Below are 24,742 nucleotides of genomic sequence, written 5' to 3' on the forward strand. Positions count from 1 at the left end.
TAGTGAGGCCTACACACCGGGGTATTAAAAACTACGTGGGTTAGCCGGCCGGTTCCCAATCCGGGCGAACGGCGCTGAATCGGCCCGCAGACACGGCGTGTGTGGCGTTTACTCATGTGACGACGACACTCGTCTCGGCCACAACGACAACGCCTTTATCGCCCCCCTCGCAACGATGGTGACGCAATGAACCGTCGAACACGAGAGTATCTGCGAGGCCGCTTCGGCGACTACTACCGGAGCGCGGACCTCACGCTGCCGCCCGCGGCCGACCGACGCGAGTGGGGTCACATCCCCTGGACCGCCGGCGGGACGACGATGGTCCGCCACCAGTCGCTGCTCGACGTCGGCGACCTCGGCGGCTTTCTCGCCCGCGAGTCCCCCCGCCACGTCTACTTCTCGGCGGCGCGCTACGCCGACCCCGGTGCCAACGAGATGGACGACAAGGGCTGGCAGGGTGCGGACCTCGTGTTCGACCTCGACGCCGACCACCTCCCGGGCGTCGACCCCGACGCCGCGAGTTACGCCGAGATGCTCGCGGAGTGTAAAGACGCTCTTCTGCGCTTGCTGACGTTTCTCGAAGACGACTTCTCCTTTTCGGAGATGGAAATCGTCTTCTCGGGTGGGCGCGGCTACCACGTCCACGTCCGCGACGAGTCGGTGCGAGAACTCGACAGCGAGGCGCGCCGCGAAATCGTCGACTACGTCCGCGCCATCGACCTCGACGCCGACGGCCTCGTCACGACGCGCAGCGAACGCGGGACGACCCGGCGCGTCCTTCGGACAGAAGGCGGGTGGGGCAAGCGAACCCACGAAGCGTTGCTCTCGTTCGTCGAGGAACTCGAAGCGATGGACGACGAGGACGCCCAAGAACGACTACAGGAGTTCGACGGCATCGGCGAGGGCCGCGCGAAGACGATTCTGGGCGCACTCCAGCGGAACCCCGACGCGATTCGACAGGGGAACGTCGAGGCCGGTGGTCCGGGTCTGCGACTGCTCGTCGACACCGTCGCGCAGGGAGTCGTCGCCGAGCAAACGGCCCCAATCGACGAACCGGTGACGACGGACGTTCGCCGTCTCATCCGTCTGCCGGGAAGCATTCACGGCGGGTCGTCGCTGGTCGTGACGCGCCTCGAACGCGACGATGTCGACGACTTCGAACCGCTCCGGGATGCGGTTCCCGAACGCTTCACCGGACGCGACATCACAGTCGAACTGGACGAACCGGCGGCCGTCGAACTGGGCGGGGAAACGACTAAGCTATCAGCGGGAGAGAATGCAGTAGAAGAGAGCGTCGGCGTGTTTCTGATGACGCGCGGGGCGGCGGAGAAAGCCAGAGAATGACCTCCAGAGAATGAAATTAGACGAACTCAGAACGGTCCAGTCGAAAGAGCGCCGAAAGGACAGCCTCCAGCAGCTCCGCGACAGCTTCTACGCCGACGTCGCCGACTACATCGCCGACCTGAAAGCCGAACGGAAACGCGTCGCCGACGCGGCCAACGACCCTTTCTCCTCTCCCGAGGTCGGCCGCCTTACGGACGAGATAGAGACGGCCGAGGAAGTCGTCGAAGCGGTGTACGAACGCCGCGTCGGCAAGGTCGTCAAACTCGCCAGTTTCGCCGCCGCCGACATGCCCGTCGACGAAGACGGCTTCACGAACGAGGAGCGAGCGCTGTTCGAGGACCTCGTCGCCCGAATCGACCGCAACAAGTCGACCGTTCTCGACATCCTCTCGGGCAGACGCGCCCCCGAGCGGAGTGACGAGAAATCGGGAACCGCCGACGCCGGTCCGGCCGCCACCGACCCCAGTCCCGTCGCCGACGCGACGCCGGACGTGGTTTCGGAGGCCCGCGAGTCGCCGTCGAACTCCGTGGAACCATCGAAGCAAGCCGGAAGCGGGCCGACAGACCCCTCGTCGGGGACGAACGACGGCGTTCTCGCCGACGCGATGGGCGGCGAGTCGGCCGACGAGGCGGCTGGCGCTTCGGACTCCGGCGCATCGCCATCGCCGACGGCAGATACGGAGTCACAGCCGATTCCGCCGGATACCCCGGACCCCGATGCGGGGAGCGACTCGCCGTCGGACGAACCGGCGAGTACCAGCGCAGACGGCGACGCGAGCGCGGACACAGGTACGACCGTGGACGTCGAACGCACGACGGTCCGCATCACCCAAGACGTCGGCTCTATCTTCGGCGTCGACGAACGCGAGTACGAACTGGCCGCCGAGGACGTGGTGACGCTGCCGACGACGAACGCCGAACCGCTGTTGGCCCGCGATGCCGCCGAACGGTTGGAGTAAGCGACTCGAAGCCACTCGAAGCCACAAACGGTTTTTACACACGCTGCGAGATGCGACCATGCTCTCAGTCGGCGACGACGCCCCCGACTTCGAACTGCCCGACCAGCACGGCGAGACGGTCTCGCTCTCGGACTTCTCGGGTGACCGGGTCGTGCTCTACTTCTACCCGCGGGCGGACACCCCCGGATGCACCACCGAAGCCTGCGGCTTTCGGGACAGTATCGACGCGTTCGAGAAGCGGGATGTCCACGTTCTCGGCGTCAGCGACGACCCGGTGAGCGACCTCAAATCGTTCGCCGACGAGTACGACCTCCCGTTCAGACTGCTCTCCGACGAATCGGGTGAGGTCGCCGCCGCCTACGACTCCTACGGCGAGAAGAACATGTTCGGCAACACCTTCGACGGCGTCTTCCGCAACACGTACGTCGTCGGTCCGGACGGCACTATCGAACGCGCCTACGAGGGCGTCTCGCCGGAAGGTCACGCCGAAGCGATTCTCGACGATATCGACGCGTAGCGGTCCCGATTCCGGATCACGCGCGTTTTCGACGCTCAGCGAAACGCCCCGATAATGGCTCGAGCGCCCGCTCTGACGTTCGAGAACTCCGCGGCCAACGTCTCGTACTTCACGAGCGCAAAGCCGAGGAAAACGAGCAGGAAGCCGCCGACGGTCATCGCCGTAATCTCCTCTTCCAACAGCGACCAGCCCAGAAGCGTCGCCACCACGGGGACGACGTAGGCGACGAGGTTCGCCTGAAACGGCCCCTGTCGGTCGAGAATATCGAAGTAGATAGAGTACGCCAGCGCGCTGGCGAACACGCCGAGAAACAGCAAGGCGAGACCTGTCTGTGCGGAGAACGAAACCGAGGGAATCCCTTCGGCGGCGAGACTGCTCGCGTGGATGACGACGGCACCGAACGCCATCGACCACCCGGTGACCGCGACACTCGGCAGTCGGGCATCGGCGCGGCGGACGAGAACGCTACCGAGCGAGACGGCGACGGCGGCGCAGAAGACGATAGCGACGCCGATTGCGTCGTTCGAAAGGTCGCCGGTGAGCAGCGCCCGGTCGGGACCGGCGACGACGACGACGCCGACGAGGCCCAGAAGCACGCCGACGTAGCCGCGGACGTCGAGGCCGACACTACCGACGAGAAGCGCCGCGAACGCCGTCGTCAGAATCGGGTTGAGGCTGTAGACGATGGAGGCGATACTCCCCGTCGTCTGCGTCTGCCCGACGAACAGCAAGGTGTTGTTGGCGGCGACGATGAGCAACCCGCTGGCGACGATAGCGCCGACGTCGCCGCGCGTTCGTGGGAGCGGGTCGTCGAGACGGAGTGCGACGTACCCGAGTAGCAGCACTGCGGCGACGTCGAACCGAAGCGCCGCGAACAACACGGGCGGGAGGTCCTCCAGTCCGACCTCGATGGCGACGAACGACCCGCCCCACAGCGACGATAGGAGAAAGAACAGCCCAACGTCTCGATATCTGGACACACCGACCCGTCAGCGACCGAGGGAAAAGAGGCTGTCCGTCCGGGCGGGGGTCGCCGGTTTCGAGCGCTCTTCGAAGAGAAACTGTTTAATGCGGAGACCGGTTCCGTTCGGGTCGGACCCGTCGTCGCTCGCCGCGTCGTGACCCCGGGTCGGTCTGCCCGCGTGGGCAAACCAGTTCGGGGCGTATCGCCGACTCACCCCGGCGCGGAGCAGTGTCAACGAGCGCGACCCCACGAAATCGAGAGTGGCATCACTCTCGGGACACACCTCGTTTCCGGTGAAATGAACTATCGTTATGTTTTCGATTCATACAGTGGCGGGGCGGTGACGCAGTCGAAGAAGAGACCGGTGAGTCGGGTCCCGTAGTCGACGAACGTCGACTACTGGAACGTCCGGCTCATCTCGTCGCCGTCGCGTTCGATATCGGCGGTGCCGAAGCGCTGTTCGATTTCGGCGTAGCGCTGGCGCGTCTCGTCGGTGACGCTCGGACCGACCTGGTCGAGCGCGTCCTCGAAGTGTTCCATCGTGATGCGGACGTTGCCGACGGAGTCGTCGACTTCCTCCGGTTTGACCGAGCGAATGAACTCGCGGCTGGCGGCCATCGCCGCTTCGCGGGCGAGCGCTTCGAGGTCGGCACCGACGTAGCCGTCGGTGCGGCGCGCGATTCTGTCGAGGTCCACGTCGTCGGCCAGCGGTTTGTGCTGGGTGTGGACCTCCAGAATCGCCCGACGAGCCTCCTCGTCGGGAACAGGCACGTGAACGTGGCGGTCCAGACGACCCGGGCGCAGCAGCGCCGAATCGATGAGGTCCGGCCGGTTCGTCGTGGCGATGACGACCACGTCTTCGAGCGCTTCGAGGCCGTCCAACTCGGTGAGGAGTTGCGAGACGACGCGCTCGGAGACACCCGAGTCGCCGCTGTTGCGGCCGCGTTCGGTGGCGATGGCGTCGATTTCGTCGAAGAACACCACGGTAGGGGCGTTCTCTCTGGCCTTACTGAACACTTCGCGGACGCCTTTCTCGGACTCGCCGACGAACTTGTTCAGTAGTTCCGGCCCCTTCACCGAGATGAAGTTCGACTCGGACTCGTTGGCGACGGCCTTTGCGAGGAGCGTCTTCCCCGTGCCCGGCGGACCGTAGAGCAGGACGCCTTTCGCGGCGGCCATATCCATCTCCCGGAACACCTCGGGGTATTCGAGCGGCCACTGGATGGTTTCGCGGAGGCGCTCTTTGGTGTCTTCGAGGCCGCCGACGTCCTCCCACGTCACGTCGGGGACTTCGACGAACACCTCGCGGAGCGCCGAGGGTTCGATACCCTTCAGCGCCTCGCGGAAGTCGTTCTCGGTCACCTGCAGCGACTGGAGGACGTCCGCGTCTATCTCCTCGGCGTCGAGGTCCAACTCGGGACGGATGCGCCGCAGTGCGGTCATCGCCGACTCCTTGGCCAGCGATTCGAGGTCTGCGCCGACGAAGCCGTGGGTGTTGTCGGCGTACACGTCGAGTTCGACGTTGTCGGCCAGCGGCATGTTCCGCGTGTGGACCTGCAGAATCTCCTTGCGGCCGTCGCGGTCCGGAACGCCGATTTCGATTTCGCGGTCGAAGCGCCCGCCGCGGCGAAGCGCCGGGTCGATGGCGTCGACGCGGTTGGTCGCGCCGATGACGACGACCTGTCCGCGCTCTTCGAGACCGTCCATCAGCGAGAGCAGTTGCGCCACCACGCGGCGCTCCACGTCGCCACCCGCCTCCTCGCGTTTGGCGGCGATGGAGTCGAGTTCGTCCATGAATATGATGGCCGGCGCGTCTTCGGTGGCCTCCTCGAACACGTCGCGAAGTTGCTCTTCACTTTCGCCGTAGTACTTCGACATAATCTCCGGGCCGGAGATAGTGTGGAACTCGGCGTCGATTTCGTTGGCGACGGCCTTGGCGATGAGCGTCTTACCGGTGCCCGGTGGACCGTGCAGCAGCACGCCCTTCGGCGGTTCGATGCCGAGACGCTTGAACAGTTCCGGGTGTCGCATCGGCAGTTCGATCATCTCTCGAACCTGTTCGAGTTCGCCTTCGAGTCCGCCGATGTCCTCGTACGTCACGTCGGGGCCGGAGCCGGAGCCGCCGGCCGCGCCCTCACGAATCTGTTCGGCGGGCTTCTCGCTAATCTCGACGGTGGTCGAGTCGTTGATGACGACCGTTCCCGACGGCTGTGTCGACGCGATTTTCAGCGGGACGGCCTGGCTCTGATTCGACATGAAGCCGAATCCCAAGGGGAGGCGAACCGTCTGACCTTTCGTGACGGGTTGGCCGCCGAGTTCGCGGCGGATGAGCGCGTCGATGTTCCCGCGGATGCCGAGTCGCTGTGGGAGCGCGACAGTGACCCGTTTGGCGGGTTTCACGTCGGCTTTCTCGACGGTCACGCGGTCGTCGATGCCGACGTTCGCCTGCTGGCGGAGTCGGCCGTCGATTCGGATGACGCCCGAACCGCGGTCTTCGGGGTAGCCGGGCCAGACGCGGGCGATGGCCGCGCTCTCGCGGCCCTCGATGCGGATGAAGTCGCCGCCTTCGAGGCCCATATCCTCGGCGACCTGCTTGTCGATTGCCGCGAGGCCGCGACCGGCGTCTTTCTGTTTCAGGGGTTTGACTGTGAGCTTCATTTTGCGACCGTGATAGTCAGTACACCGTTGTTCGTCTCAACTGTTGCGTCCGCGCCGGGTAACTCGAACTCGAATTCGGTTTCGGACATCTGGTCGCCGTGGTCGACGACCACGATGGCCGTCGTCCCCACGACATCTACGTCCACGGCGTCGTCGGCGACGCCGAGTTCTGCAGCGATGACCCAACTGTCGTCGTACTCGTAGCGGCGGATGAACCGCTCACCGCCGGCTGATTGTTGAACACTCATTGGGTGATCCCTAACCCCAAGTTAGGTATCTGAGTATTTAAATCTTTCATCGACGAATCGCCGTACGTCGGTTGGTTCGTCCGGATAGGATGGATTTGTGGTTCACACGAGAGTTCGGTCGGTGAGTCACTCCGAGCGAAACGGTCGCATCCGACCGCTCACCGCACGGATGCGTTTATCACGAGTGCCACGAAAGCACATCACATGAAGAGATGCTCACACCACGGACGCGAGACGGCGTACCGCGTCTCCGGCGACGCCGACGGGTCCGACAGTGCAGGGTTGTTGTGCATTCACGGCAGCGGCGGGTCACACGGCGTCTGGAAATCACAGTTCCGAATGAAAGACGAACGCCCCGTCGCAGCACTCGACCTGAGCGGTCACGGCGAGAGCGACGACGCCGACGCCGACGCCGGATACGAAGCGCTGTCGGTGTACAGCGCCGACGTCGTCGCCGTCGCCGAGGAGACCGACTGTCGCGTACTCGTCGGCAACTCGCTGGGCGGCGCGGTGGCAATGCTCACGCAACTCGAACGCGAAACAGAGGTAGACGCACTCGTACTCACCGGCACGGGCGCGAAACTGACCGTCCTCGACGACCTGCTCGTGTGGCTCGAAGAGGATTTCGACCGTGCGGTCGAGTTCCTCCACGACGACGACCGCCTGTTTCACGACCCCGACGAGCGCTATCTCGAACTCTCGCAGGAAGCGATGCGCGAGGCCGGGTCGGAAGTCACTCACCGCGACTTCCTGAGTTGCCACCGCTTCGACGTCCGGGACCGCCTCTCCGAAATCGACGTGCCGACGCTCGCCGTCGTCGGCGAGCACGACCAACTGACGCCGGCGTGGTACCACGAGTTCCTCGCCGAAGAGATAGCGGACGCCGAGATGGTGACCATCGACGACGCTGCACACTTGACGATGTTGGAGCAACCTGAAGCGTTCAACGACGCGGTGTCGGCGTTCTTAGAGGAGCGAGGACTGTAGGGACGCGAGTCATCGACTTCCGTCCCACTCTGCGCCGAGTGCTCCAAATACGACGATGATGAGTCCGGCGACTGCGACGAACACGTTGAAGAAGAGTCCAGTCACGAAAATTAGCGTCCCGAATACGACATGGACGACTAGCTGTCCGCGGTCGGTGTCTCTCAACTACTGTACCCGTTCAGAGACGGGCAAGAGGATGAGTGTGCCAAGGACGAATAGACCGGCTCCGTAGAGCGAAAATTGACCCGGCGACGTGACCCACTTGTAAACGACAACCGTAGTACCGACCACGATGTGAAGCACACCCCACGCCAGGTGGTAGAAAGACTGGCGATTCATTCGGCTGTCGAGTCAGCTCGACTCAATCATCGATAAGTATGGACATACGACAGTATCTCGATACAACAACGATACGACGACCCGGAGAGACCACAGTACGCCGCGGTAGCCGAACTGACCCGACGTACCGCGAGCGACCGTAGGGAGCGAGCGGCCTTTTTGGTCCAGATTTTTGCGCCGAGCGGGTCGCGCAGAGCGCGACCCCGAGGCGGAAAAAGGTGGGTTAGTACAGCGAATCGAGGTCTTCTTCGACGTGGCTGTGTTCCTCGGCCGGGAACTCGCCGTTTTCGACCGCCTCGCGGTACGACGAAATCGCCGACTCCATCTCGCTGCGCACGTCGCCGAACTGGGTGGCAAACGGCGGCGTGTAGTCGCTCATCCCGAGCACGTCGTCGACGACGAGCACTTGGCCGTCGCAGTCCGACCCCGCGCCGATGCCGATGGTCGGAATCTCCAGTTCCTCGGTGACGCGGGCGGCGAGGTTCGCGGGAACGTGTTCGAGAACGAGCGAGAACGCGCCGGCGTCCTCGTGGGCGTGGGCGAGTTCGAGAATCTCCTCGGCGGCGTCGGGAGTGGTTCCCTGCCGGGCGTAGCCGACCGATTTCACCTGCTGTGGGGTGAGACCGAGATGTGCCATCACGGGAATACCCAACTGCGCGAGTCGTTCGGTGAGTTCGACGGTGTGCGGACCGCTCTCCAGTTTCACCGCGTCGGCGTCGGCTTCTTTGAGCATCCGACCGCAGTTTTCGATGCTCTCGGCGTCGTCGACGCCGAAGGAGAGAAACGGCATGTCGGCGACGACCAGCGCGTCGTCGGTCGCACGCGCGACCGCGCCCGTTCGACTCGCTATCTCGTCGACGGTGACGGGGAGCGTCGAGTCGTAGCCGAGCGCCGTGTTGCCCACGCTGTCGCCGATTAGCAGGATGTCGATACCGGCCTCGTCGGCGACGGCGGCCGTCGGCGCGTCGTACGCCGTGAGCATCGTAATCGTCTCCTCGCCCGCCATCGCGCGGATGTCCCGAACGGTTGGCATACCCGCCGTTGGCGCCCCCGAGGCTAAATACGTACGCCTATCGGCGGAGCTGTCAGTGAAAGCAGAAAAACGAGACCACGAAAGCGTGCGACGAACCGGCACACATTAAGGCGCTCGCGCGAACCTCCGGTCGTGCAACCCGTCGAGCGCTCGAACCCCGAAGGCGTCGACTTCGGGTGGGTGATGCAGGTGACGTTCGTCACGACGATTCTCGTCGGCGCGCCCATCGTCGCCGCGTTGTCGACGACGGTGACGCTGCCGACGTGGGAGTCGCGCGTCTCCTTCGCCGTCCGCGTCGGCGCGATTATCTGGATTCTCGTCGCCCTCGGCGCGTACACCTACGCCCGGCGGACCGACGCGGGCGATGGTGGCTCAGGAAAAGACGACTCCGAAGACGAGGTGTCGGGGGAAACCGTCGGGGCCGCCGAAGCGGCCGAAGCCGCCGAGATGGGTGAAGAGACAGAGACGGCCGAGACGGCCGAGCAACCGAACGACCAAGCAACCGATTGACAAAGCGCCGAGTGACCGGCCGACTCAGACGCCCGAGGGGCCGCCGTCGACGTAGCGGAACGCGACGCCCGCACGGTCGGCCGTCTTTTCGTCTCGCGCCGAGTCGCCGACGAACAGCGCACCTTCGGGGTCGACACCGAGTTCTCGAAGCACCGTCAGCAACGGTTCGGGGTCCGGCTTTCTCGTCGCCACCGAGTCGCGGCCGACGACGCTGTCGACGTAACCGGTGAGTTCGTGGACATCGAGCGCGATTCGACAGGCGTCCTCGCAGTTGAGCGAGCAGACGCCGACGGGGGCGGCGTGGTCGGCGACGCCGTCGGCGAGTGTGAGTCGCGTCGAACTACGCGCGCCCTCGCGTTCGTGGTCGGCGATGACCGCCTCGATTTCCGGGCGCATCCCCTCTTGGTCGGCCAAATCGAGCATCGCCCAGAGGTCCATCCCCGCGGCGTCGACGCCGGCGTCGGCAAAGCGTGCTTCCGCGTCGCTCGCCGCTTGGTTCCAGTCGACGAGCAGGTCGACGAGCGTCCCGTCGAGGTCGTAGACGACGGCGTCGTACGTCTCGAAGGCTATCGTATCGTCCGCCAGCAGTCGGCTCAGGGTGTCTGCGGTCACTGTCTTTGGGTGTGGTCGCTATCGAAAAGACGACTTCGGTCGTCGAAATGCGGACTCTCGATGTACCGACTCGCAGCATCGGGTCGTGCTGTCGGTACTGTTAACTTATCATACAAGAACTATGAGGTGATGGCTCCGTTTCGTTCCCTCCTCACCGACCTGACCGACGAGCGGTTCCGAGTCGCCATCGGACTCGGTGTCGCATCGATTCCGTTCACGATTTGGGCGAACTGGTACGCCGTTTCGAACGGAGTTCTTCGCGGTAGTGACGTTAGCTTCCTGTTCGTCGCGTGCGTGATTTCGGGGTATTTCTACCGGTCACGAGAGGTGAACAGTGCCCGTGCAGGTGAGATTGCCGGACTCTCGGGAGGAGTCCCGGTTCTCATTTGGCAGAGCGCAACGTTCATCATCGCTCTCAGTAGCTACCCGCCGTTCGTAGACGCCATCGGGAACGCTACGTTGGTGACCGCGCTCTCGGTTGCGGTCGGTCTTGTCACGGTTCCCATTCTGGCCGCGGTACTGCTTCTGGTCGGGTGGGTCGGCGGCCGCGTTGGTCAGTGGCTCAACGGCCAAGTCGGGTCGGTCCGGTCGGTCGAATCGAACGGCTGAGTTGGCGTTCGTCACTCATCGCGCCTCTGTTACCGACGCCACTCCGCTCGAAGTAGTCCATACAAATCTAATCTACAAGACGCTTGTTCGATAGTCTTCGAACGGATTCGTCGGGTTCCGCAAGTTCTCACTTCTTAGCCGTCGAGAACGCCGCGAGCGATAATCTCCTTCTGAATCTCGCTCGTTCCCTCGTAGATGGTCGTAATCTTCGAGTCGCGGTAGAGACGCTCCACGTCGAACTCGGTGACGTAGCCGTAGCCGCCGTGAATCTGGACCGCCTCGTTGGAGACGTCGACGGCCGCCTCGCTGGCGTGGTATTTCGCCATCGCCGCCGAGACGCGGTTGTCCTCGCCGGCGTCTTCCTGTCTCGCCGCCTCGCGGACCATCAGGCGGGATGCGTGGACCTGCGTCGCCATGTCGGCGAACTTGTGGCGGATGGACTGGATGGAGGAGATGGGTTTGTCGAACTGCTCGCGTTCGTGGGCGTACTCGCGGGCCTCGTCGAGCGCCGACTGCGCGAGTCCCACTGCTTGAGACGCGATTCCGACGCGGCCGCCGGTGAGGATGGTGAACGCCGCCGAGAGTCCTTTGCCTTCCTCGGTGAGGCGGTTCTCCGCGGGGATGCGCACGTCGTCGAATTTGAGACCCGTCGTGTCGCTGGCGCGGAGGCCGAGTTTCTTCTCTTTCTGTCCGACTTCGATGCCGGCGTCTTTGGGCACCAGAAACTGCGTCACCGACGAGGGGTCGTCGGGGTCGGTCTTGGCGAAGAGGATGCAGACTTCGCCGCGCTGACCGTTCGTAATCCACTGCTTGTCGCCGTTGACGACGTACTCGTCGCCGTCTCGAATCGCGGTGGTCTCCATCTGTGCGGGGTTCGACCCCGCCTGCGGTTCCGAGAGCGCGAACATCCCTACAGGGCGACCGTGCGCCATATCGGGAAGCCAGCGCTCTTTCTGCTCGTCGGTGCCGAAGGCGGCGATGCACTCGGTGGCGAGACAGTGCACCGACAGCGCCGTCGCCACGGCGAGTTGACCGTAGGCGACCTCCTCGTTGACGATGCTGTAGGTCGTCCGGTCGGCGTCGAACCCGCCGTACTCTTCGGGGACGGTGAGGCCGGTCAGGTCCAACTCGGCCAGTCCGTCCCACACCTCCTCGGGGAACGTCTCGGTCTCGTCGGCCGACCGCGCAGTGGGTCGAATCTCCTCGACGGCGAACTCCCGAACGACGTCGCGGATGGCTCGCTGCTCGCCCGTGAGCGACGAGTCCGCCTGGGTGGTTGCCATACGCGAGGGTTCGGTTCCGGATGGAAAAAGATGACTGACTCGCGGTTCGACCCCGTCAGAGACTACCCGTCGGACTGAGCGCCACGTCGCCATATCGCCGTGCCACGTGTCGCTGAGACATCACGCCTCGTCCGACGACGTGACGCCCGACTCACCCGCGCCGTTTTTCGCTTCCGTCTCGGTTTCACGGACCTCCCCGTGGAGATGACACGCTGCGGCGTGTCCGAGGTCCGTCGGTCTGAGCGACGGGTTCTCTCGGATACAGACCGTCGGAAACGCGTCTTCGAGTATTTCGGAGGCGTGGTCGGCGTCGCCCGAGGAGACGGCGTCGACAGCGGTCGACAGCGCAGACGAGCGCTCGTCGTCGTCCAGGGTCGGGAGGTCGTAGGCCGCCCGAATTGCTGTCGTCGCCGACGGTGGTGGCGATGGCGACGACGCGTCGCTCGCAGCGTCGGCATCAGCCGAGGCGTCGATGCCACCTGAGGTATCGGTATCAACCGAGACGTCGACCTCGACGGCCGAAACGAGCGCCTCCGGGTCGACCTGCCCGGCGTCGACCGCCGCACGAAAGGCGACGATTCGTTGCCACTCTCTCTGCTGGAGGTCCGCATCGGGTGGTTGGATAACGGCTGGACACCGTGGGTGAAAGCGGCACCCGTCGGGGAACTCGGCGGGGTCCGGAACGTCGCCGTGCAGGTCGAACGGTCGTGGTTCCGCCCGCGGGTCCGGCGTCGGCACCGCGGCGACGAGCGCCCTCGTGTACGGATGTTGCGGGCGCTCGAACACCGATTCGACCGGTCCCCGTTCGACGATTTCGCCCGCGTACATCACGGCGACGCGGTCACAGAGTTCGCGGACGACGCCCATATCGTGCGAGATGACGAGCAACGAGAGTTCGAACGTCGAGACGAGTCGGCGAAGGAGGGCGATGATTTCGGCTTGCACGCTCACGTCGAGCGCCGACACGGGTTCGTCGGCGACGACGAGGTCCGGGTCGAGAACGAGCGCCCGCGCCAACGCCGCCCGCTGTTTCTGCCCGCCGGAGAGTTCGTGCGGGTACCGGTCGGCCATCGACGCCTGCAGGCCGGTCCGTTCGAGCGTGTCCTCGACGACCGCCCGACGGGTCGACGCGTCGGTCATTCCGTGAATTTCGAGCGGTTCCGCGACCGACTCGCCGATTGTGAGACGCGGGTCGAAACTCGACGTCGGGTTCTGCAACACCAACTGTGCGCGACGGCGGAACCGTCGACGCCGTTGGCGGTCGAACTCACCCACCTCGTCGCCGTCGAACGCGACGGTTCCGCCGGTCGGTTCGTCGAGATGCAAAAGCGACCGCGCGGCCGTCGACTTCCCGCATCCGGACTCACCGATGAGACCGAGCGTCTCGCCGCGTCGCAACTCGAAGTCGACGCCGTCGACGGCGCGGACGCGACCGACCTCCCGTCGGAGCAGGCCCTCCGTGATGGGGTAGTGCTTCTCCAAGCCGCGAACGGTGAGCAACGGGACGTGATCGTTCTCGTTCCCGCCGGTCCGGTTCTCACGGGTCTGGTTCTCACCGGCCTCTCTCCCGATTCGCTCGTCCCGTCGTGTGTCGTCGTTCATCGTCTCTCCCTCCGGCCGTCACTCGCCTCGTCGCTCGTCTCTCCGTCTGCCACCGATTTCGTTCCGTTGCTGGTTTCGCCGTTCTCTCTCGCACTCTCGCGGACGACAGACGCGTCGTGGTCGTCGTCGTAGAACACGCAGGACGCCGACTGTGTCCGTCCCCTCGCATCGTACAGCGGCGGTTGCTCACCGGACTTGCACTCCGCTCTGGCGTGCGGACAGCGCGGGTGGAACCGACAGCCTGCGGGCGGGTCGCGGAGGTCCGGAAGCGACCCGCCGATGGGTTCTAGCGGGCCGCCGCGACCGGGGAGACATCGCAACAGCGCCTGCGTGTACGGATGGGCCGGTCGCTCGAAGATGTTCTCGACCGGGCCTCGCTCCATCACTTTCCCGGCGTACATGACGACGACGCGGTCGGCGATTTCGGCGACGACGCCGAGGTCGTGGGTGACGAACAGCAAGCCCATGTCGCGTTCGGCCTGCAACTCCGCGAGCAGTCGGAGGATACGAGTCTCGATGGTCACGTCGAGCGCCGTCGTCGGTTCGTCGGCGACGAGCAGGTCGGGGTCCGACGCCAGCGCGATTGCGATGACGACGCGCTGGCGCATCCCCCCGGAGAACTCGTGGGGGTAGTCGTCGAGTCGGGCCGCCGCGTTCGGGATGCCGACCCGGTCGAGTAGCGAGCGTGCCCGGGCGCGGGCGGCCTCGTCGGAGATTTCTCGGTGATACTGAACGGCTTCGGCGACCTGCTCGCCGACGGAGTACACCGGGTCGAGCGCGTTCTGCGGGTTCTGAAAGACGTGCGCGATTCGGTCGCCGCGGATGCGACGGAGCGCCGACGGCGACAGTTCCGTGAGGTCTGACCCCTCGAACTCGACGCTACCGTCGGCTATCTCACCCGACTCGGGAACCAATCGGGTGAGCGACTCGCAGGTGACGGTTTTGCCGCTGCCGGACTCGCCGACGAGACAGACCGTCTCGCCGCGTCCGACCTCGAAGCTCACGTCGTCGACGGCGACGAGCGGGCCGTCGGGCGTCGAGAACTCGGTCCGGAGGTTCGAAACCGAGAGCAGCGGGTCGTCGCTCACGTGCCCTCACCCCCTCTCGGGTCGAGCACGTCGCGCAACGCGTCGCCGACGACGTTGAACGCGACGACGGTCAGAAACAGCACGACGACGGGTGGCGCGACGACCCACCAGTACTGCGGGAACCCGCGGAGACCGAGTGCGATGAGGTTGCCCCACGTCCGCGCGCCACCGGGGACGAAGCCGAGATACGACAGCGTCGCCTCGACGACGAGCAGCGTGGGAATCTGCAGCGTCACGGCCGTCAACACGGTGTTCGAGACGTTCGGGACGAGGTGACGCGTCACGACGCGGAGGTGGCCGCTCCCGACGCTGCGCGCGGCGAGGACGTACTCTTCTTCGGTCCGCTGGAGCGCCTCGCTGCGGACGAGACGCGCCACGCCGCCCCAGTTGAACAGGCCGAAGACGAGGATGAACAGGAACAGCGACCCGCCGTAGAAGTACTGCGCGACGAGGAAGACGAAGAACGCCGGTATCACCTGCTGGATATCGACGTAGCGCATCAGCAGTTCGTCGACCCACCCGCCGAAGTACGCCGCGAGCGTTCCGACGGCCGTCGCGAGCGGCACTAACAGCATCGACGTGATGAGCGCGATTTGAAGTGCGATGTTCGTCCCGTCGACGAGCCACAACAGCACGTCGTCGCCGCTGGCGGTCGTTCCGAGCGGATGCAGCGTCGTTCCGTAGCACTGCCCGTCGGTGACGCTGCCGGCACAGAAGGGGAGTTCGTACTGGTCGACGCCGACGCCGACCGGTGGTTGGGAGATTGGGACGTACGCCCGCGGGTCGGGGTTGACGCCGAGGTTGAGCCAGTCGGCCAGCGTCGGCCCCGCGAGGCCGACGAACACGAAGAAGGCGAGATAGCCGAACGCGACGACGGCGAGTCGACTTCGCGTGAGTCGACGCCAGTACAGTCGCGTGAGTCGTGGATTGCTCACGAGCGGTGCGACTACGAAGAAGCCGGCGAACACCAGCGAGAGCGCGAACAGCCACTCGATGTCGGTCGCGTCCCACGGAAAGACGTAGGGGACCCACGTCGGCAGCGAGGCGATGTTGATGTGGTAGACGTACGTGACGAGCAGTGCGGCGAGGGCGACGAGCAAAGCAACTGTCTTCCCACGGAGCGCGAACCGACTGCGCTCGTGGTCATCCCAGTCGACGCGTTCGAACTCGGGGCGGTCGGTGTCCGTGCCCGTGCCCGTATCCGTGCTCATCGGCTCATCGGCCCCTCGTCGATGGTCTGATATCTCCGCCCGACGCCGAAGTTGTGGAGGTGCCGGTGCCACCGGCACGCTTCGGCCGTCTCCGGGCGCCGAGTCTCATTCACACCTGAGGAGGCTGTCAGATGCACAAAAGTGTACGGATAGCTGAAACGTGGCTCTCACTCATGCCAACGCTTATTCAGGTTCGCTGAGCCAGCTACTGAACGTATGACGACCGGCCGGTACCTGCTCAGACGCACGGCGTGGACGCTGTTCGTCGCCTATCTGATTCTCTCGGCGACCTTTTTCGTCTTCGCGTTCACGCCCGACCCGAACCAGCAGGGGCCGCAGTTCGGGATGTCCCGCGAGGAAGCCGAGGAGTTCAAATCGCAGTACGCCGCGGCGCACAACTACGACGAACCGCTCGCCGACCGGTACGTGGAGTGGATGACCGCGTACGCGACGCTGGAGTTCGGCTACTCGTACGTCCGCGACCGGCCGGTGTCGGCGGTGCTCGGCGAGTCGATTCCCGTCACGCTCGCGTATCTCGTTCCGGCGCTCCTCTTCTCGCTCGTCGGCGGCGTTCTCCTCGGACTGCTCGCGGCGATGTTCCGGGGTGGGCCGCTCGATTGGGTCGTCTCCGGGGGAGCGTACGTCGGGATGGGGGTCCCGGCGTTCGTCGCGGCCGTGCTGGTGACGCTTCTCGCCGGTGAGTACGCCGGAGTCGCGTCGATAATTCAGTGGTCCGCCGAGCGTTCCGCGTTGAGCGCGGCGAACCTCCCTGCGCTCGTCGTGCCGGCCGTCGTCGTCGCGCTCAACCTCTCGGCGGTGATGGTTCGGTACGCGCGTGCGGAGTCGCTCGAATATCTGCCCGCGGAGTTCGTCAAGACGCTCCGAGCCAACGGTGCGCGGACCCGCGACGTCGCCCGTCACGTGCTGAAGAACGCTTCGGTGCCGCTGTTCTCGGTGGCGGTGAGCGAACTGCTCACGGTGTTGTTCGTCAGCGTCATCGTCGTCGAAGTCGTCTTCGGGATTCCCGGTTTCGGCCGTCTCGCGTTCGTCGCCATCGAAGAGCGCGACATCGGCGTCATCCTCGCCACGACGTTCGTCCCGGTGGCCGTCGGTCTCGGCGGCAACCTGTTGCAGGACATCGTCTACGCGGTTCTCGACCCGCGTATCGAGACGGAGTGAGGCGCGCGTTCGAGCGGCCGAGAAACTACGACTCCCGAAGCGCTTCGACGACTTCGTCGGGTGCGGCCGACAGTCCACCGCCCTGTGCGAACGTCGGACTGCCGCCCCCGCCGCCGCCGAACTCGTCGGTGATTTCGCTCACTGTTTCGCCCGCATTCACGTCGCCGTCGGTGGCGACGACGACGAACGTCGACCCCTGCTCGCCCGCGACGGCGATGGCGTCGGTTCCGTCGCCGACGCGCGACTGCAGTTCGTCGCCCACCTCGTTCGGGCCGACGCCGGAGACGACGCCGACGCGCCACGTCGCGCCGTTGCGTTCGACCGTCGGCAAGGAGTCGAGGTCGGCGGCGAGCATCGCCGTCTTCGCCTCGCGCAACTCGCCGGCCAGTTCCTCTTTGTCACTTTGGAGTTTGGCGACGAACTCAGGGAGTTCTGTCACGCTCGTGCCGACTTCGCGGGCGGTGTCGAGGGCGGCGCGTTTGACGGCCGCGCGACGTTCGACGGCCTGGGGACCGACGGCGAACTCGACTCGGGTCAGACCCTCGCCGGGGTTCGACCGACCGAGGAGTTCGACCGGGCCGATTTCGCGCGTGTTCGAGACGTGCGTGCCGCCGCAGGCGGCGACGTCCCACGGTTCGTCGGTTCGCTCGTTGTTTCCGCCACTGTCGTCGCTCGCGCCGCCGTTTTCGCGCGTCGCCGTGCCGACGGTGACGACGCGAATCGAGTCGGCGTCGGCCATCACGCCCTCCTCGGTTTTGGTGTTGAACGCGATGTTCGGGTCGTCGAGCGCGTCCTCCAAGGACCGCTGCTCCCACGTCACCGGCCGCGACTCCCAGACGACGCGGTTGACTCGGCGTTCGAGTTCGACGAGCGTCTGGTCGTCGATGTCGGTCGTCGTGGTGAAGTCGACGCGCACCTTCTCGGGGCTGATGTCGAATCCGCCGTAGCCGAGTTCCGAGAGCAGGCCGCGGCCCGCGCCGTAGAGGACGTGACTCGCGGTGTGCGCTCGCATGCAGTAGGTTCGAAACTCGTCGTCGATTCGACCCCTGACGGTGTCACCGACGCCGAAAGCGGGGGGTTCGTCGAGTAGGTGGGCGGCCTCGTCACCTCGGCTCTGTACGTCGACGACGCGGACACCGTCGAGCGTACCTCGGTCGGCCGGTTGGCCGCCGCTCTCGGCGTAGAAGTACGTCTCCGAGAGCGTCACCTCGCGGCCGTCGACGGCGTCGACAGTCGTCTCGAACGTCCGAACGTCTGGGTGAGCGGATGCGAACGTGGCAGGCATAGCCGTGCTAAGACGACACGCGGACAAAAAGCTACAGTTAGGGGCTACTCGTCGACTAAGTCGATGCCGAGTCTGTCCTCCAGTTTTCGGACGACCGACCCGCCGACGCCCGCCTGCGTCGCCCGCCCGTCCTCGACGGCAACGAGGTCACGCTCGTTCACCTCCAGTTCGGCCGCGAGGTCACCCGTCGTCAGACCGGCGTCCTCGCGGGCCTCGGTGACTCGGCCGCCGTAGTCGCCGACGAGATACGGGAGACGGTCACGCTCGTAGTTGGTTCCCTCCTCCTCCCAGTGTTTCGAGTCGCCCTTGCCGGCGTCGTACATCTTCGCTGCCCGCTGGGCGGCGCGTTTCTTTCGGCTTGGTTCGCTCTGGTCGCGGCCGCCCGACTGCTCGCGGCGTTTGCGCTCTTTGTTCCGGTTCTCGCCGTGGCTGGCGCAGTCCGGACACACCATCAACGTCGCGCCGGCGACGTTCTCCTCTCGGAGTCTCGAACTCTCGGTCCCGCAGAGTTCGCAACTGCCGCCGTCGCCGCCGCCACCGCCGCTTCCGGTGGAGTACTTGGGCATACCCGCCATACTTGCTCTGCCGATTTAAACCCGTGCCTGATGCTGATTCGGCAGTCGGAGTCGGTCAGGTTCAATCGAATCAGAGTTGGTCGGGAGCAGTCGAAGTCAGCGATGCCGAGCGTGGTCGAAATCAGTTCTCTCGAAATCAATCAAGTAGAGTGTGGTCGAAATCGATGAAGTCGGTTCGATTTTGGCCGGGGGTCGCTCAGTCGGCCGTCTGGGTGACGGGGTCGCTCGGCGTCTGTGATTCGGCGTCGACGGACTCGGTGGCGTCCTCGACCGGCGCGTTCTCGACCAGCACGTTCTCGGCGGTGGCTGGCTCCGCGACCGGTTTCTCGGCCGGCGTGGACTCCTCGGACCCCGACGACGGAATCAGTCCGGGGACGCCTCCCTGACGGGTGACGGTTCGAATCACCGTCTTCGGGTACTTGACCGCGGCTTTCGCGCTCTCGGCGGCGAGGTCCCACGCGATTCGGTGTGCCATCCCTCGGCGGGTGTGCGACCAGCGGCCGGGATGTGCCAGCACGTAGATGTGCGGGTGACCACCGGCTTCGAGCATCTCGGCGACGCCGTCCGTCGAGTGGAGCGTTCCCCAGCCGTCAACTTCGACGTTCCAGTCCCGACCAGTGTCGGAGATGTATCGTAGGTCGTCGGTGCTGTTTCGGCCGGTGTCGATGGAGTACGCTCCCTCGCCCATGAGACCGTACGATTCGAGCGACGGGCCGTCTTCCCACATCGACGCGTTGTGCTGTGGCGAGAGCGGACTCCCGTGTGCGCAGACGGTGTCGACGGGGACGAACGCGCGGAACGCTTCGAGGTTCTCCGCGAAGCGCTCGTGGGCAGCGTCCACGTCGCCGCGGGTCTTCGAGAGGTCCTCGTAGTGGTAACCGACTTCGTGACCCATGTCGACGAGTCGTCTCGCCTCCGGACCGTCGAAGGTGTACGTCCGGAAGTAGTGCGTCGCCGAGATACCGCGGACCGCTTCGGCGTTCGCCATCGCATACGACAGTTCCGCTCGTCGGTCCACGTCGTGGCGCATGATGACGAACCGCTCGGGTAACTCGTTCTCGTCGGTCAGGAGGTAGTCGCGGACGGTCAGGAACTCGTAGCCGCCGGCCAGTGCGGCGTCGAGGAGTCGTTCGTACTGCCGTATCGAAAAGTCGACGTACTGCACGGTCAGACCCCCATCGCTCGGCGCTCGGCCGAGATATCACGTTCGGTACTTGCCAATTCAGTCATACACGGAGACGTACTCTTCGCCGATACATTGTTATTAACTAACATCCACGTTCGTGAGCGAGACCGACCGACGACCGAAAACGCCGAGAGGAACTGAGAGACGGGTAGATAGCCGATAACCTAGCTAATTCGCTCGGATTCGTGACTGTCTCGGCGTGTGGACCGTTCCCAAACAATCCTGCAAATTTTGCTGTCAGTGGCAGCCTACCGGACCGAAGGAACAGCCCTCAGGCGCGAACAGCGAGATGACTGTGTGTGGTTGGAACTGTGAGAACAGCGTTGCCGCTCTTCGGGTGTAGTTTCCGAAAGGATTGTGCGTGGGTGCTTGTCCCTTTGAGGGGTTAGCACCTGCATCGTACTCGGCGGCTACGCCGCCTCGTTTTCGGCGGAACTTTGTTCCGCCCTTGCGATGCGTGGGACCGGATTTGAACCGGCGGACCTCTACAGGACAGCGCCCTCAACGCTGCGCCGTTGGCCTGGCTTGGCTACCCACGCTCGCGGGTGTCTTACTGCACTCCTTCGTTTCGCACGGTTCGTTAAAAGCCCTTCCTTTCGACGGCGGCGTGTCGGGTGTTCGCAGTGTGGCGGTTTTCACGCCGATACGTCGTCGGGTGCGACGGGCCGACGCTTCGTCGGCGCTCCCGAAACGAGCCACAGACTGAGCGCGACGGACGATAAACAGAGCAACGGTTTTGATGCCCGAACACACAGTTCGAGCATGGAACTCCGTGTCAGAGACCACGTCCCGGCGACGACGGCTATCCTGACGCTCGTGTCGCTCGGACTGGTCTTCGGCGCGGCACTCGGAGCGATACCCGACGTGCTGCTCCCGACGGCCCCGCAACCGCTGTACGACGCTATTCCGCACGTCAACGCCGTCATCAGCACCGTCGCCATCGGGACGATTATCGCCGGTGTTCGCGCCATCCGCCGCGGCGACGTCGATAGACATCGAACGCTGATGCTCACCACCGTCGTGCTGTTTGCGACGTTTCTCGTCCTCTACCTCTACAAGGTCATCTCGCAAGGAACCCAGGAGTTTCCCGGCCCCGCCGTGGTCGACCAGTGGGTGTACCTACCGACGCTTGCGATTCACATCCTCCTCGCCATCGTCTGTATCCCGCTTCTGTACTACGTCCTGCTCCTCGCGCTGACCCGGCCAGTCTCACAGATTTACGGAACGAGACACAAGCAAATCGGGCGTGTCGCAGCGGCGTTGTGGCTCATCTCGTTCGTGTTGGGCAACGTGGTGTATCTGCTCCTGTACGTCGTCTACTGAGCGAGACGTCGAACCTCAGTCGTCGGCGGGCGCTTCCGCGCCGATAGCGGGCCGCGTCACGTCGCGGTCGGTCGTCTCGCCGTCGATATCGTACGGATACTCGCCGGTGACACAGCCGAGACAGAGGTCCGCCTGTGATTTCTGGAGACAGTCGGCGATGGAGTCGATAGAGAGGTAGCCGAGACTATCCGCGCCGATTTCGTCTCTGACCTCGGCGACGGAGCGGTCGGCGGCGATGAGTTCCTCGCGCGTGTGCATGTCGATGCCCATGTAGCAGGGTGCGACGATAGGCGGCGCACCGATACGCATGTGGACTTCCTCGGCCCCGGCGTCGCGCAGCAGTTGGACCAGTTGCGTGGAGGTGGTGCCGCGGACGATGCTGTCGTCGATGAGCGTCACCGTCTTCCCCTCCACGGTACTTCGAATCGGGTTGAGTTTCAGCCGAACCGCGCGTTCGCGTTCGTCCTGTGTCGGCATGATGAACGTTCGCCCGACGTAGCGGTTCTTCATCAGCCCCTCGGCGAACTCCACGCCGTCGTCGTCTTCTGCCCGTTGTTCGCCGTCAGCGGTCGTCTCGCCGGCCGCCTCGGCGTACCCCGTCGCAAACGCACGACCCGAGTCGGGAACCGGCATCACGACGTCCGTCTCGACGCCGCTTTCCTCCCAGAGCGCCCGGCCGAGGTTCCGTCTGACCTCGTAGACGAGCGTTCCGTCGATGACCGAGTCGGGCCGCGAGAAGTAGACGTGTTCGAAGAAACAGTGCGCGGCGTTCTCCTTATCGACGAGTTGATACGAGTCGAAGCCGCTGCCGTCGTTTTCGAGGACGACGAGTTCGCCCGGTCGCACGTCGCGGACGAGTTCGCCGTCGAGGGTGTCGATGGCCGCCGATTCGGAGGCGATAACGTAGCCGTCGTCGAGTTTGCCGATACAGAGCGGGCGATTGCCTTCGGGGTCTCGGACCCCGAGGACGGTGTCGTCGTGGCTGATGGTGAGCGCGTACGACCCGTGGATGCGCTCCATCGTCCGCTTGACCGCGCGAACGAGGTCGGCTTCGAGGAGGTTCCGCGCGAGGTCGTGGGCGATGACTTCGGTGTCGCCGTTGGAGGTGAACGCGTGGCCGAGGTCTTCGAGTTCCGAGCGAATCTCGTCGGCGTTGACGAGGTTGCCGTTGTGGGCGAGGCCCAGCGACCCGGATTTGAACGAGACGGCGAACGGCTGTGCACAGCAACTGTTGACGCCACCGGCCGTGGGGTAGCGAACGTGGCCGATGCCCGCAGTGCCGCGCAGCGTCGACAGCGAGTCCTCGTCGAACACGTCGCCGACGAGTCCCATCTCGACGTGGCTGTGTTGCTGAAAGCCGTCGTGGGTGACGATACCCGCCGACTCCTGACCGCGGTGCTGGAGTGCGTACAGCGAGTAGTACAGCGGCCGTGCGGCCTCGCGTTCGCCGAGGGAGACGCCGACGACGCCGCACTTTTCGTTGAGCCCGTCACCGACTCGACGGATGTCCCGCCCCTGTTGCATAGGAGGAAGTCAGATGTCCACGCGTAAAAACACCCGTGGTTGTGCTGTATTTCGACTGCTATTCAATACAGATATACACAATCGTGGATATTGCGGGGGACTCAGCCGTTTCGGCGACAGCTCTTCACGACCTTCGGTACGGCGTCTTTCGATTAGCGGCGTCGCTGACGGGTGTCGTCAGCGGAGCGTTCGTCGGAGACACCGCCGGAGCGGTCGGCAGTATCGATAGCCGTCGCTTCGGGGTGTAGCTGAGAGAGAAAGAACGTCGCAGGAAGCGGGGGATTACTCGCCCGCTTTCGACTGCCACGCGTAGTCACGACGTTTCGCCGACTTGCCGAAGCCGCACGACGAGCAAACCTTCTTCTTCACGTGGTAGGATTTCTCGCCGCAGCGACGACATTTGACGTGCGTCGTCTTGTTCTTCTTGCCCTGACTCGGGGTTCCTGCTCCCGTCATGTTGTTATCGTGACCACGTTATCGCCGCGTATAATCGTTGTGTCTTCGACTTCCTCCACGTCGAGGCTGCCGGAGACGTCGTCGTCGAGACTCTCTTCGAGTACGACGTTCATGTGCTGGTCGTAGCCCGCGAGCGTGCCGAAGTACGAGGTGCCGTCCTTCAGCTGCACGGTGACCGACTCGTTCAGAGATGCCTCGAGTACGTCGAGGGGTCGTCCGCTCATACCCTGTACGCCACCGGTTCGACTATTAAAAATACCGGATACAGCGCCGAAATCGTGGTATGGTGGGGCGAACACACGCTCTCGTATGGGGGTTCGGCGACCGATTAGCCGTCTGTCGACCGACTGCTCTCCGCTGAACCGAACAACTGGTCGAAGACGACGGCCTGCGCGCGCCGGAGATGGTTGTGGAACGTCTGTTTGGTGATGCCCATCTCTTCGGCTACCTCCGCCCCCGTCGCGCGACGAGGTGCTTCGAAGTACCCGTGTCTGTGTGCCAGTGTGAGTGCAGTGAGTTGTCTGTCGGTCAGTTTGTCGGTGACCACTGCATGAGACAGTCGGGAAGACGGTACCAGTCGGTCGGCAGCGAGTTCCATATCCGGATACAGCGACTGCACTTCCTCGGCGACTGCCTCCGTCTCGACTGTCGCCGGGAGTTCGCCGACGGTCACGAGCGCGCCATCGCGCAGTGTGATTCGCTTGGTTCGACCGCCGAACTCGTCGAAAATCGCCGAAATCGAGTCACTTTCCGTATGCGTCTCGACGTATATCGACCCGTCCGACCGTCGCAAGAGGGACGTCTCGATGACCGTCGGGAACTGTTCGAGAATCCGTTGATACGTCCGTGGGTCCATCCCAACGACGGTCGAATACTGCAGGAGCGTTCCGTCCGGAAGTTGCTCGGGCGCGTCGATACTGAAACTGACGTCCTCCGGTGAGTCGACGGCGGCGAGAAACGGCTGTGCTAACGCCTCCGACCGAAACACCAGTTCTCTCGTCTCCGTGGCGAGGACGTCACCGAGTGCGGCCCCGTCGGTATCCGCCAGCGAGAAGGGCCGAACAGCGGTTTCCTCATCAACCTGCGACTCGTCGAAGCGGACCATCTCTATCGGGGTTCAGCCGCTGTTTGGTTTAGATGTTACGCCCACCCACCCTCTGTGAGAGGTCCTCGGCCAAGATAACGTGGCTGGCGCGTTATGTGTAGACGAGAGACAGACTGGTAAGTCTAGATGGATATACCGTTATACAA

At 64.5% G+C, this 24,742-nt stretch carries 24 protein-coding genes and 1 tRNA gene; 8 read left to right on the plus strand and 17 right to left on the minus strand.

The features are described 5' to 3' along the window. The first annotated feature begins 186 nt into the window (after positions 1-186). From priS to bcp, 3 genes are read left to right on the plus strand one after another with little or no spacing between them, the layout of a single operon-like run. Complete coding sequence (priS, locus tag AUR64_RS15955) at positions 187-1,344, plus strand: DNA primase small subunit PriS (protein ID WP_058582956.1); 1,158 nt, start codon at positions 187-189, stop codon at positions 1,342-1,344. A gap of 10 nt (positions 1,345-1,354) precedes the next feature. Next, complete coding sequence (locus tag AUR64_RS15960) at positions 1,355-2,302, plus strand: DNA replication complex subunit Gins51 (protein ID WP_058582957.1); 948 nt, start codon at positions 1,355-1,357, stop codon at positions 2,300-2,302. A gap of 58 nt (positions 2,303-2,360) precedes the next feature. Next, positions 2,361-2,819 carry a thioredoxin-dependent thiol peroxidase gene (gene bcp, locus AUR64_RS15965; protein ID WP_058582958.1) on the plus strand — a complete coding sequence of 153 codons (459 nt, stop codon included), beginning with the start codon at positions 2,361-2,363 and terminating at the stop codon, positions 2,817-2,819. 35 nt (positions 2,820-2,854) lie between these two features. Here bcp and AUR64_RS15970 read toward each other — a convergent pair whose 3' ends face one another. From AUR64_RS15970 to AUR64_RS15985, 3 genes are all read right to left on the minus strand, one after another. Then, positions 2,855-3,799: a DMT family transporter gene (locus AUR64_RS15970; RefSeq protein WP_058582959.1), complete on the minus strand. Its 945-nt coding sequence runs from the start codon at positions 3,797-3,799 to the stop codon at positions 2,855-2,857. A gap of 380 nt (positions 3,800-4,179) precedes the next feature. Next, a complete protein-coding gene (locus tag AUR64_RS15980) occupies positions 4,180-6,441 on the minus strand; it encodes a CDC48 family AAA ATPase (protein WP_058582961.1) in 2,262 nt (753 codons plus the stop codon). Next, on the minus strand, positions 6,438-6,689 hold the full coding sequence (locus AUR64_RS15985) for a DUF7127 family protein (RefSeq protein ID WP_058582962.1): 252 nt from the start codon (positions 6,687-6,689) through the stop codon (positions 6,438-6,440). The genes AUR64_RS15980 and AUR64_RS15985 overlap by 4 nt, the downstream gene beginning before the upstream one ends. Positions 6,690-6,893: 204 nt before the next feature. On the opposite strand from AUR64_RS15985, the gene AUR64_RS15990 reads away from it, so the two are divergent. Then, positions 6,894-7,676, plus strand: coding sequence for an alpha/beta fold hydrolase (locus tag AUR64_RS15990; RefSeq protein ID WP_058582963.1), 783 nt, complete (start codon positions 6,894-6,896; stop codon positions 7,674-7,676). A 562-nt stretch (positions 7,677-8,238) separates the two neighbouring features. Here the strand turns inward: AUR64_RS15990 and panB are convergent. After that, the gene (gene panB / locus AUR64_RS15995; protein WP_058582964.1) at positions 8,239-9,048 is read right to left on the minus strand and encodes a 3-methyl-2-oxobutanoate hydroxymethyltransferase; all 810 of its coding nucleotides are present in this window, start codon (positions 9,046-9,048) and stop codon (positions 8,239-8,241) included. Positions 9,049-9,180: 132 nt separating this feature from the next. On the opposite strand from panB, the gene AUR64_RS16000 reads away from it, so the two are divergent. After that, complete coding sequence (locus AUR64_RS16000) at positions 9,181-9,558, plus strand: DUF5822 domain-containing protein (protein WP_058582965.1); 378 nt, start codon at positions 9,181-9,183, stop codon at positions 9,556-9,558. 24 nt (positions 9,559-9,582) lie between these two features. On the opposite strand, the gene AUR64_RS16005 is transcribed toward AUR64_RS16000, so the two are convergent. Next, positions 9,583-10,170, minus strand: coding sequence for an HAD family hydrolase (locus tag AUR64_RS16005; RefSeq protein WP_240479625.1), 588 nt, complete (start codon positions 10,168-10,170; stop codon positions 9,583-9,585). Positions 10,171-10,299: 129 nt separating this feature from the next. Here AUR64_RS16005 and AUR64_RS16010 point away from each other — a divergent pair, with 129 nt between their 5' ends. Continuing rightward, positions 10,300-10,779 carry a DUF5518 domain-containing protein gene (locus AUR64_RS16010; RefSeq protein ID WP_058582966.1) on the plus strand — a complete coding sequence of 160 codons (480 nt, stop codon included), beginning with the start codon at positions 10,300-10,302 and terminating at the stop codon, positions 10,777-10,779. A 134-nt stretch (positions 10,780-10,913) separates the two neighbouring features. On the opposite strand, the gene AUR64_RS16015 is transcribed toward AUR64_RS16010, so the two are convergent. The 4 genes from AUR64_RS16015 to AUR64_RS16030 all read right to left on the minus strand — a co-directional run bounded on the left by AUR64_RS16015 (position 10,914) and on the right by AUR64_RS16030 (position 15,963). Then, positions 10,914-12,062, minus strand: a complete 1,149-nt coding sequence (locus AUR64_RS16015) for an acyl-CoA dehydrogenase family protein (protein ID WP_058582967.1) — start codon at positions 12,060-12,062, stop codon at positions 10,914-10,916. Positions 12,063-12,182: 120 nt separating this feature from the next. After that, complete coding sequence (locus tag AUR64_RS16020) at positions 12,183-13,664, minus strand: ABC transporter ATP-binding protein (RefSeq protein ID WP_082230824.1); 1,482 nt, start codon at positions 13,662-13,664, stop codon at positions 12,183-12,185. Next, positions 13,661-14,752 carry an ABC transporter ATP-binding protein gene (locus AUR64_RS16025; protein WP_058582968.1) on the minus strand — a complete coding sequence of 364 codons (1,092 nt, stop codon included), beginning with the start codon at positions 14,750-14,752 and terminating at the stop codon, positions 13,661-13,663. The genes AUR64_RS16020 and AUR64_RS16025 overlap by 4 nt, the downstream gene beginning before the upstream one ends. Then, positions 14,749-15,963, minus strand: coding sequence for an ABC transporter permease (locus AUR64_RS16030; protein ID WP_058582969.1), 1,215 nt, complete (start codon positions 15,961-15,963; stop codon positions 14,749-14,751). The genes AUR64_RS16025 and AUR64_RS16030 overlap by 4 nt, the downstream gene beginning before the upstream one ends. Before the next feature lie 216 nt (positions 15,964-16,179). Between AUR64_RS16030 and AUR64_RS16035 the strand changes: the two genes are divergently transcribed. Next, on the plus strand, positions 16,180-17,142 hold the full coding sequence (locus tag AUR64_RS16035) for an ABC transporter permease (protein ID WP_058582970.1): 963 nt from the start codon (positions 16,180-16,182) through the stop codon (positions 17,140-17,142). A 25-nt stretch (positions 17,143-17,167) separates the two neighbouring features. On the opposite strand, the gene AUR64_RS16040 is transcribed toward AUR64_RS16035, so the two are convergent. The 4 genes from AUR64_RS16040 to AUR64_RS16055 all read right to left on the minus strand — a co-directional run bounded on the left by AUR64_RS16040 (position 17,168) and on the right by AUR64_RS16055 (position 20,727). Then, complete coding sequence (locus AUR64_RS16040) at positions 17,168-18,427, minus strand: alanine--tRNA ligase-related protein (protein ID WP_058582971.1); 1,260 nt, start codon at positions 18,425-18,427, stop codon at positions 17,168-17,170. A gap of 44 nt (positions 18,428-18,471) precedes the next feature. Continuing rightward, positions 18,472-18,993, minus strand: a complete 522-nt coding sequence (locus AUR64_RS16045) for a helix-turn-helix domain-containing protein (RefSeq protein ID WP_058582972.1) — start codon at positions 18,991-18,993, stop codon at positions 18,472-18,474. A gap of 205 nt (positions 18,994-19,198) precedes the next feature. Then, the gene (locus AUR64_RS16050; protein ID WP_058582973.1) at positions 19,199-20,167 is read right to left on the minus strand and encodes a hypothetical protein; all 969 of its coding nucleotides are present in this window, start codon (positions 20,165-20,167) and stop codon (positions 19,199-19,201) included. A gap of 475 nt (positions 20,168-20,642) precedes the next feature. Beyond that, positions 20,643-20,727, minus strand: a tRNA-Leu gene (locus tag AUR64_RS16055). Between the two features lie 223 nt (positions 20,728-20,950). Here AUR64_RS16055 and AUR64_RS16060 point away from each other — a divergent pair. Next, complete coding sequence (locus AUR64_RS16060) at positions 20,951-21,511, plus strand: DUF420 domain-containing protein (protein ID WP_058582974.1); 561 nt, start codon at positions 20,951-20,953, stop codon at positions 21,509-21,511. A 15-nt stretch (positions 21,512-21,526) separates the two neighbouring features. Here AUR64_RS16060 and purF read toward each other — a convergent pair whose 3' ends face one another. From purF to AUR64_RS16085, 4 genes are all read right to left on the minus strand, one after another. Beyond that, positions 21,527-23,035: an amidophosphoribosyltransferase gene (gene purF / locus AUR64_RS16065; protein ID WP_058582975.1), complete on the minus strand. Its 1,509-nt coding sequence runs from the start codon at positions 23,033-23,035 to the stop codon at positions 21,527-21,529. A gap of 282 nt (positions 23,036-23,317) precedes the next feature. Continuing rightward, positions 23,318-23,491: a 50S ribosomal protein L37e gene (locus tag AUR64_RS16075; RefSeq protein ID WP_058582977.1), complete on the minus strand. Its 174-nt coding sequence runs from the start codon at positions 23,489-23,491 to the stop codon at positions 23,318-23,320. Further along, on the minus strand, positions 23,488-23,715 hold the full coding sequence (locus AUR64_RS16080) for an LSM domain-containing protein (protein WP_058582978.1): 228 nt from the start codon (positions 23,713-23,715) through the stop codon (positions 23,488-23,490). Before AUR64_RS16080 ends, AUR64_RS16075 begins: the two co-directional genes overlap by 4 nt. A 104-nt stretch (positions 23,716-23,819) precedes the next feature. Further along, complete coding sequence (locus tag AUR64_RS16085) at positions 23,820-24,596, minus strand: helix-turn-helix domain-containing protein (RefSeq protein WP_058582979.1); 777 nt, start codon at positions 24,594-24,596, stop codon at positions 23,820-23,822. Positions 24,597-24,742: the final 146 nt, after the last annotated feature.

Source organism: Haloprofundus marisrubri, assembly GCF_001469955.1.
Classification (GTDB): Archaea; Halobacteriota; Halobacteria; order Halobacteriales; family Haloferacaceae; genus Haloprofundus; species Haloprofundus marisrubri.

What these genes read in the sequence shown, in the direction of transcription:
- AUR64_RS16080 (WP_058582978.1), bottom strand. Translation starts at nt 23,715, where the DNA reads ATGAGCGGACGACCCCTCGACGTACTCGAGGCATCTCTGAACGAGTCG.
- AUR64_RS16035 (WP_058582970.1), top strand. Translation starts at nt 16,180, where the DNA reads ATGACGACCGGCCGGTACCTGCTCAGACGCACGGCGTGGACGCTGTTC.
- AUR64_RS15980 (WP_058582961.1), bottom strand. Translation starts at nt 6,441, where the DNA reads ATGAAGCTCACAGTCAAACCCCTGAAACAGAAAGACGCCGGTCGCGGC.
- AUR64_RS16040 (WP_058582971.1), bottom strand. Translation starts at nt 18,427, where the DNA reads ATGCCTGCCACGTTCGCATCCGCTCACCCAGACGTTCGGACGTTCGAG.
- priS (WP_058582956.1), top strand. Translation starts at nt 187, where the DNA reads ATGAACCGTCGAACACGAGAGTATCTGCGAGGCCGCTTCGGCGACTAC.
- AUR64_RS16010 (WP_058582966.1), top strand. Translation starts at nt 10,300, where the DNA reads ATGGCTCCGTTTCGTTCCCTCCTCACCGACCTGACCGACGAGCGGTTC.
- AUR64_RS16020 (WP_082230824.1), bottom strand. Translation starts at nt 13,664, where the DNA reads ATGAACGACGACACACGACGGGACGAGCGAATCGGGAGAGAGGCCGGT.
- purF (WP_058582975.1), bottom strand. Translation starts at nt 23,035, where the DNA reads ATGCAACAGGGGCGGGACATCCGTCGAGTCGGTGACGGGCTCAACGAA.
- AUR64_RS16045 (WP_058582972.1), bottom strand. Translation starts at nt 18,993, where the DNA reads ATGCCCAAGTACTCCACCGGAAGCGGCGGTGGCGGCGGCGACGGCGGC.
- panB (WP_058582964.1), bottom strand. Translation starts at nt 9,048, where the DNA reads ATGCCAACCGTTCGGGACATCCGCGCGATGGCGGGCGAGGAGACGATT.
- bcp (WP_058582958.1), top strand. Translation starts at nt 2,361, where the DNA reads ATGCTCTCAGTCGGCGACGACGCCCCCGACTTCGAACTGCCCGACCAG.
- AUR64_RS16075 (WP_058582977.1), bottom strand. Translation starts at nt 23,491, where the DNA reads ATGACGGGAGCAGGAACCCCGAGTCAGGGCAAGAAGAACAAGACGACG.
- AUR64_RS15990 (WP_058582963.1), top strand. Translation starts at nt 6,894, where the DNA reads ATGAAGAGATGCTCACACCACGGACGCGAGACGGCGTACCGCGTCTCC.
- AUR64_RS15985 (WP_058582962.1), bottom strand. Translation starts at nt 6,689, where the DNA reads ATGAGTGTTCAACAATCAGCCGGCGGTGAGCGGTTCATCCGCCGCTAC.
- AUR64_RS15960 (WP_058582957.1), top strand. Translation starts at nt 1,355, where the DNA reads ATGAAATTAGACGAACTCAGAACGGTCCAGTCGAAAGAGCGCCGAAAG.
- AUR64_RS16060 (WP_058582974.1), top strand. Translation starts at nt 20,951, where the DNA reads ATGGAACTCCGTGTCAGAGACCACGTCCCGGCGACGACGGCTATCCTG.
- AUR64_RS16015 (WP_058582967.1), bottom strand. Translation starts at nt 12,062, where the DNA reads ATGGCAACCACCCAGGCGGACTCGTCGCTCACGGGCGAGCAGCGAGCC.
- AUR64_RS16085 (WP_058582979.1), bottom strand. Translation starts at nt 24,596, where the DNA reads ATGGTCCGCTTCGACGAGTCGCAGGTTGATGAGGAAACCGCTGTTCGG.
- AUR64_RS16030 (WP_058582969.1), bottom strand. Translation starts at nt 15,963, where the DNA reads ATGAGCACGGATACGGGCACGGGCACGGACACCGACCGCCCCGAGTTC.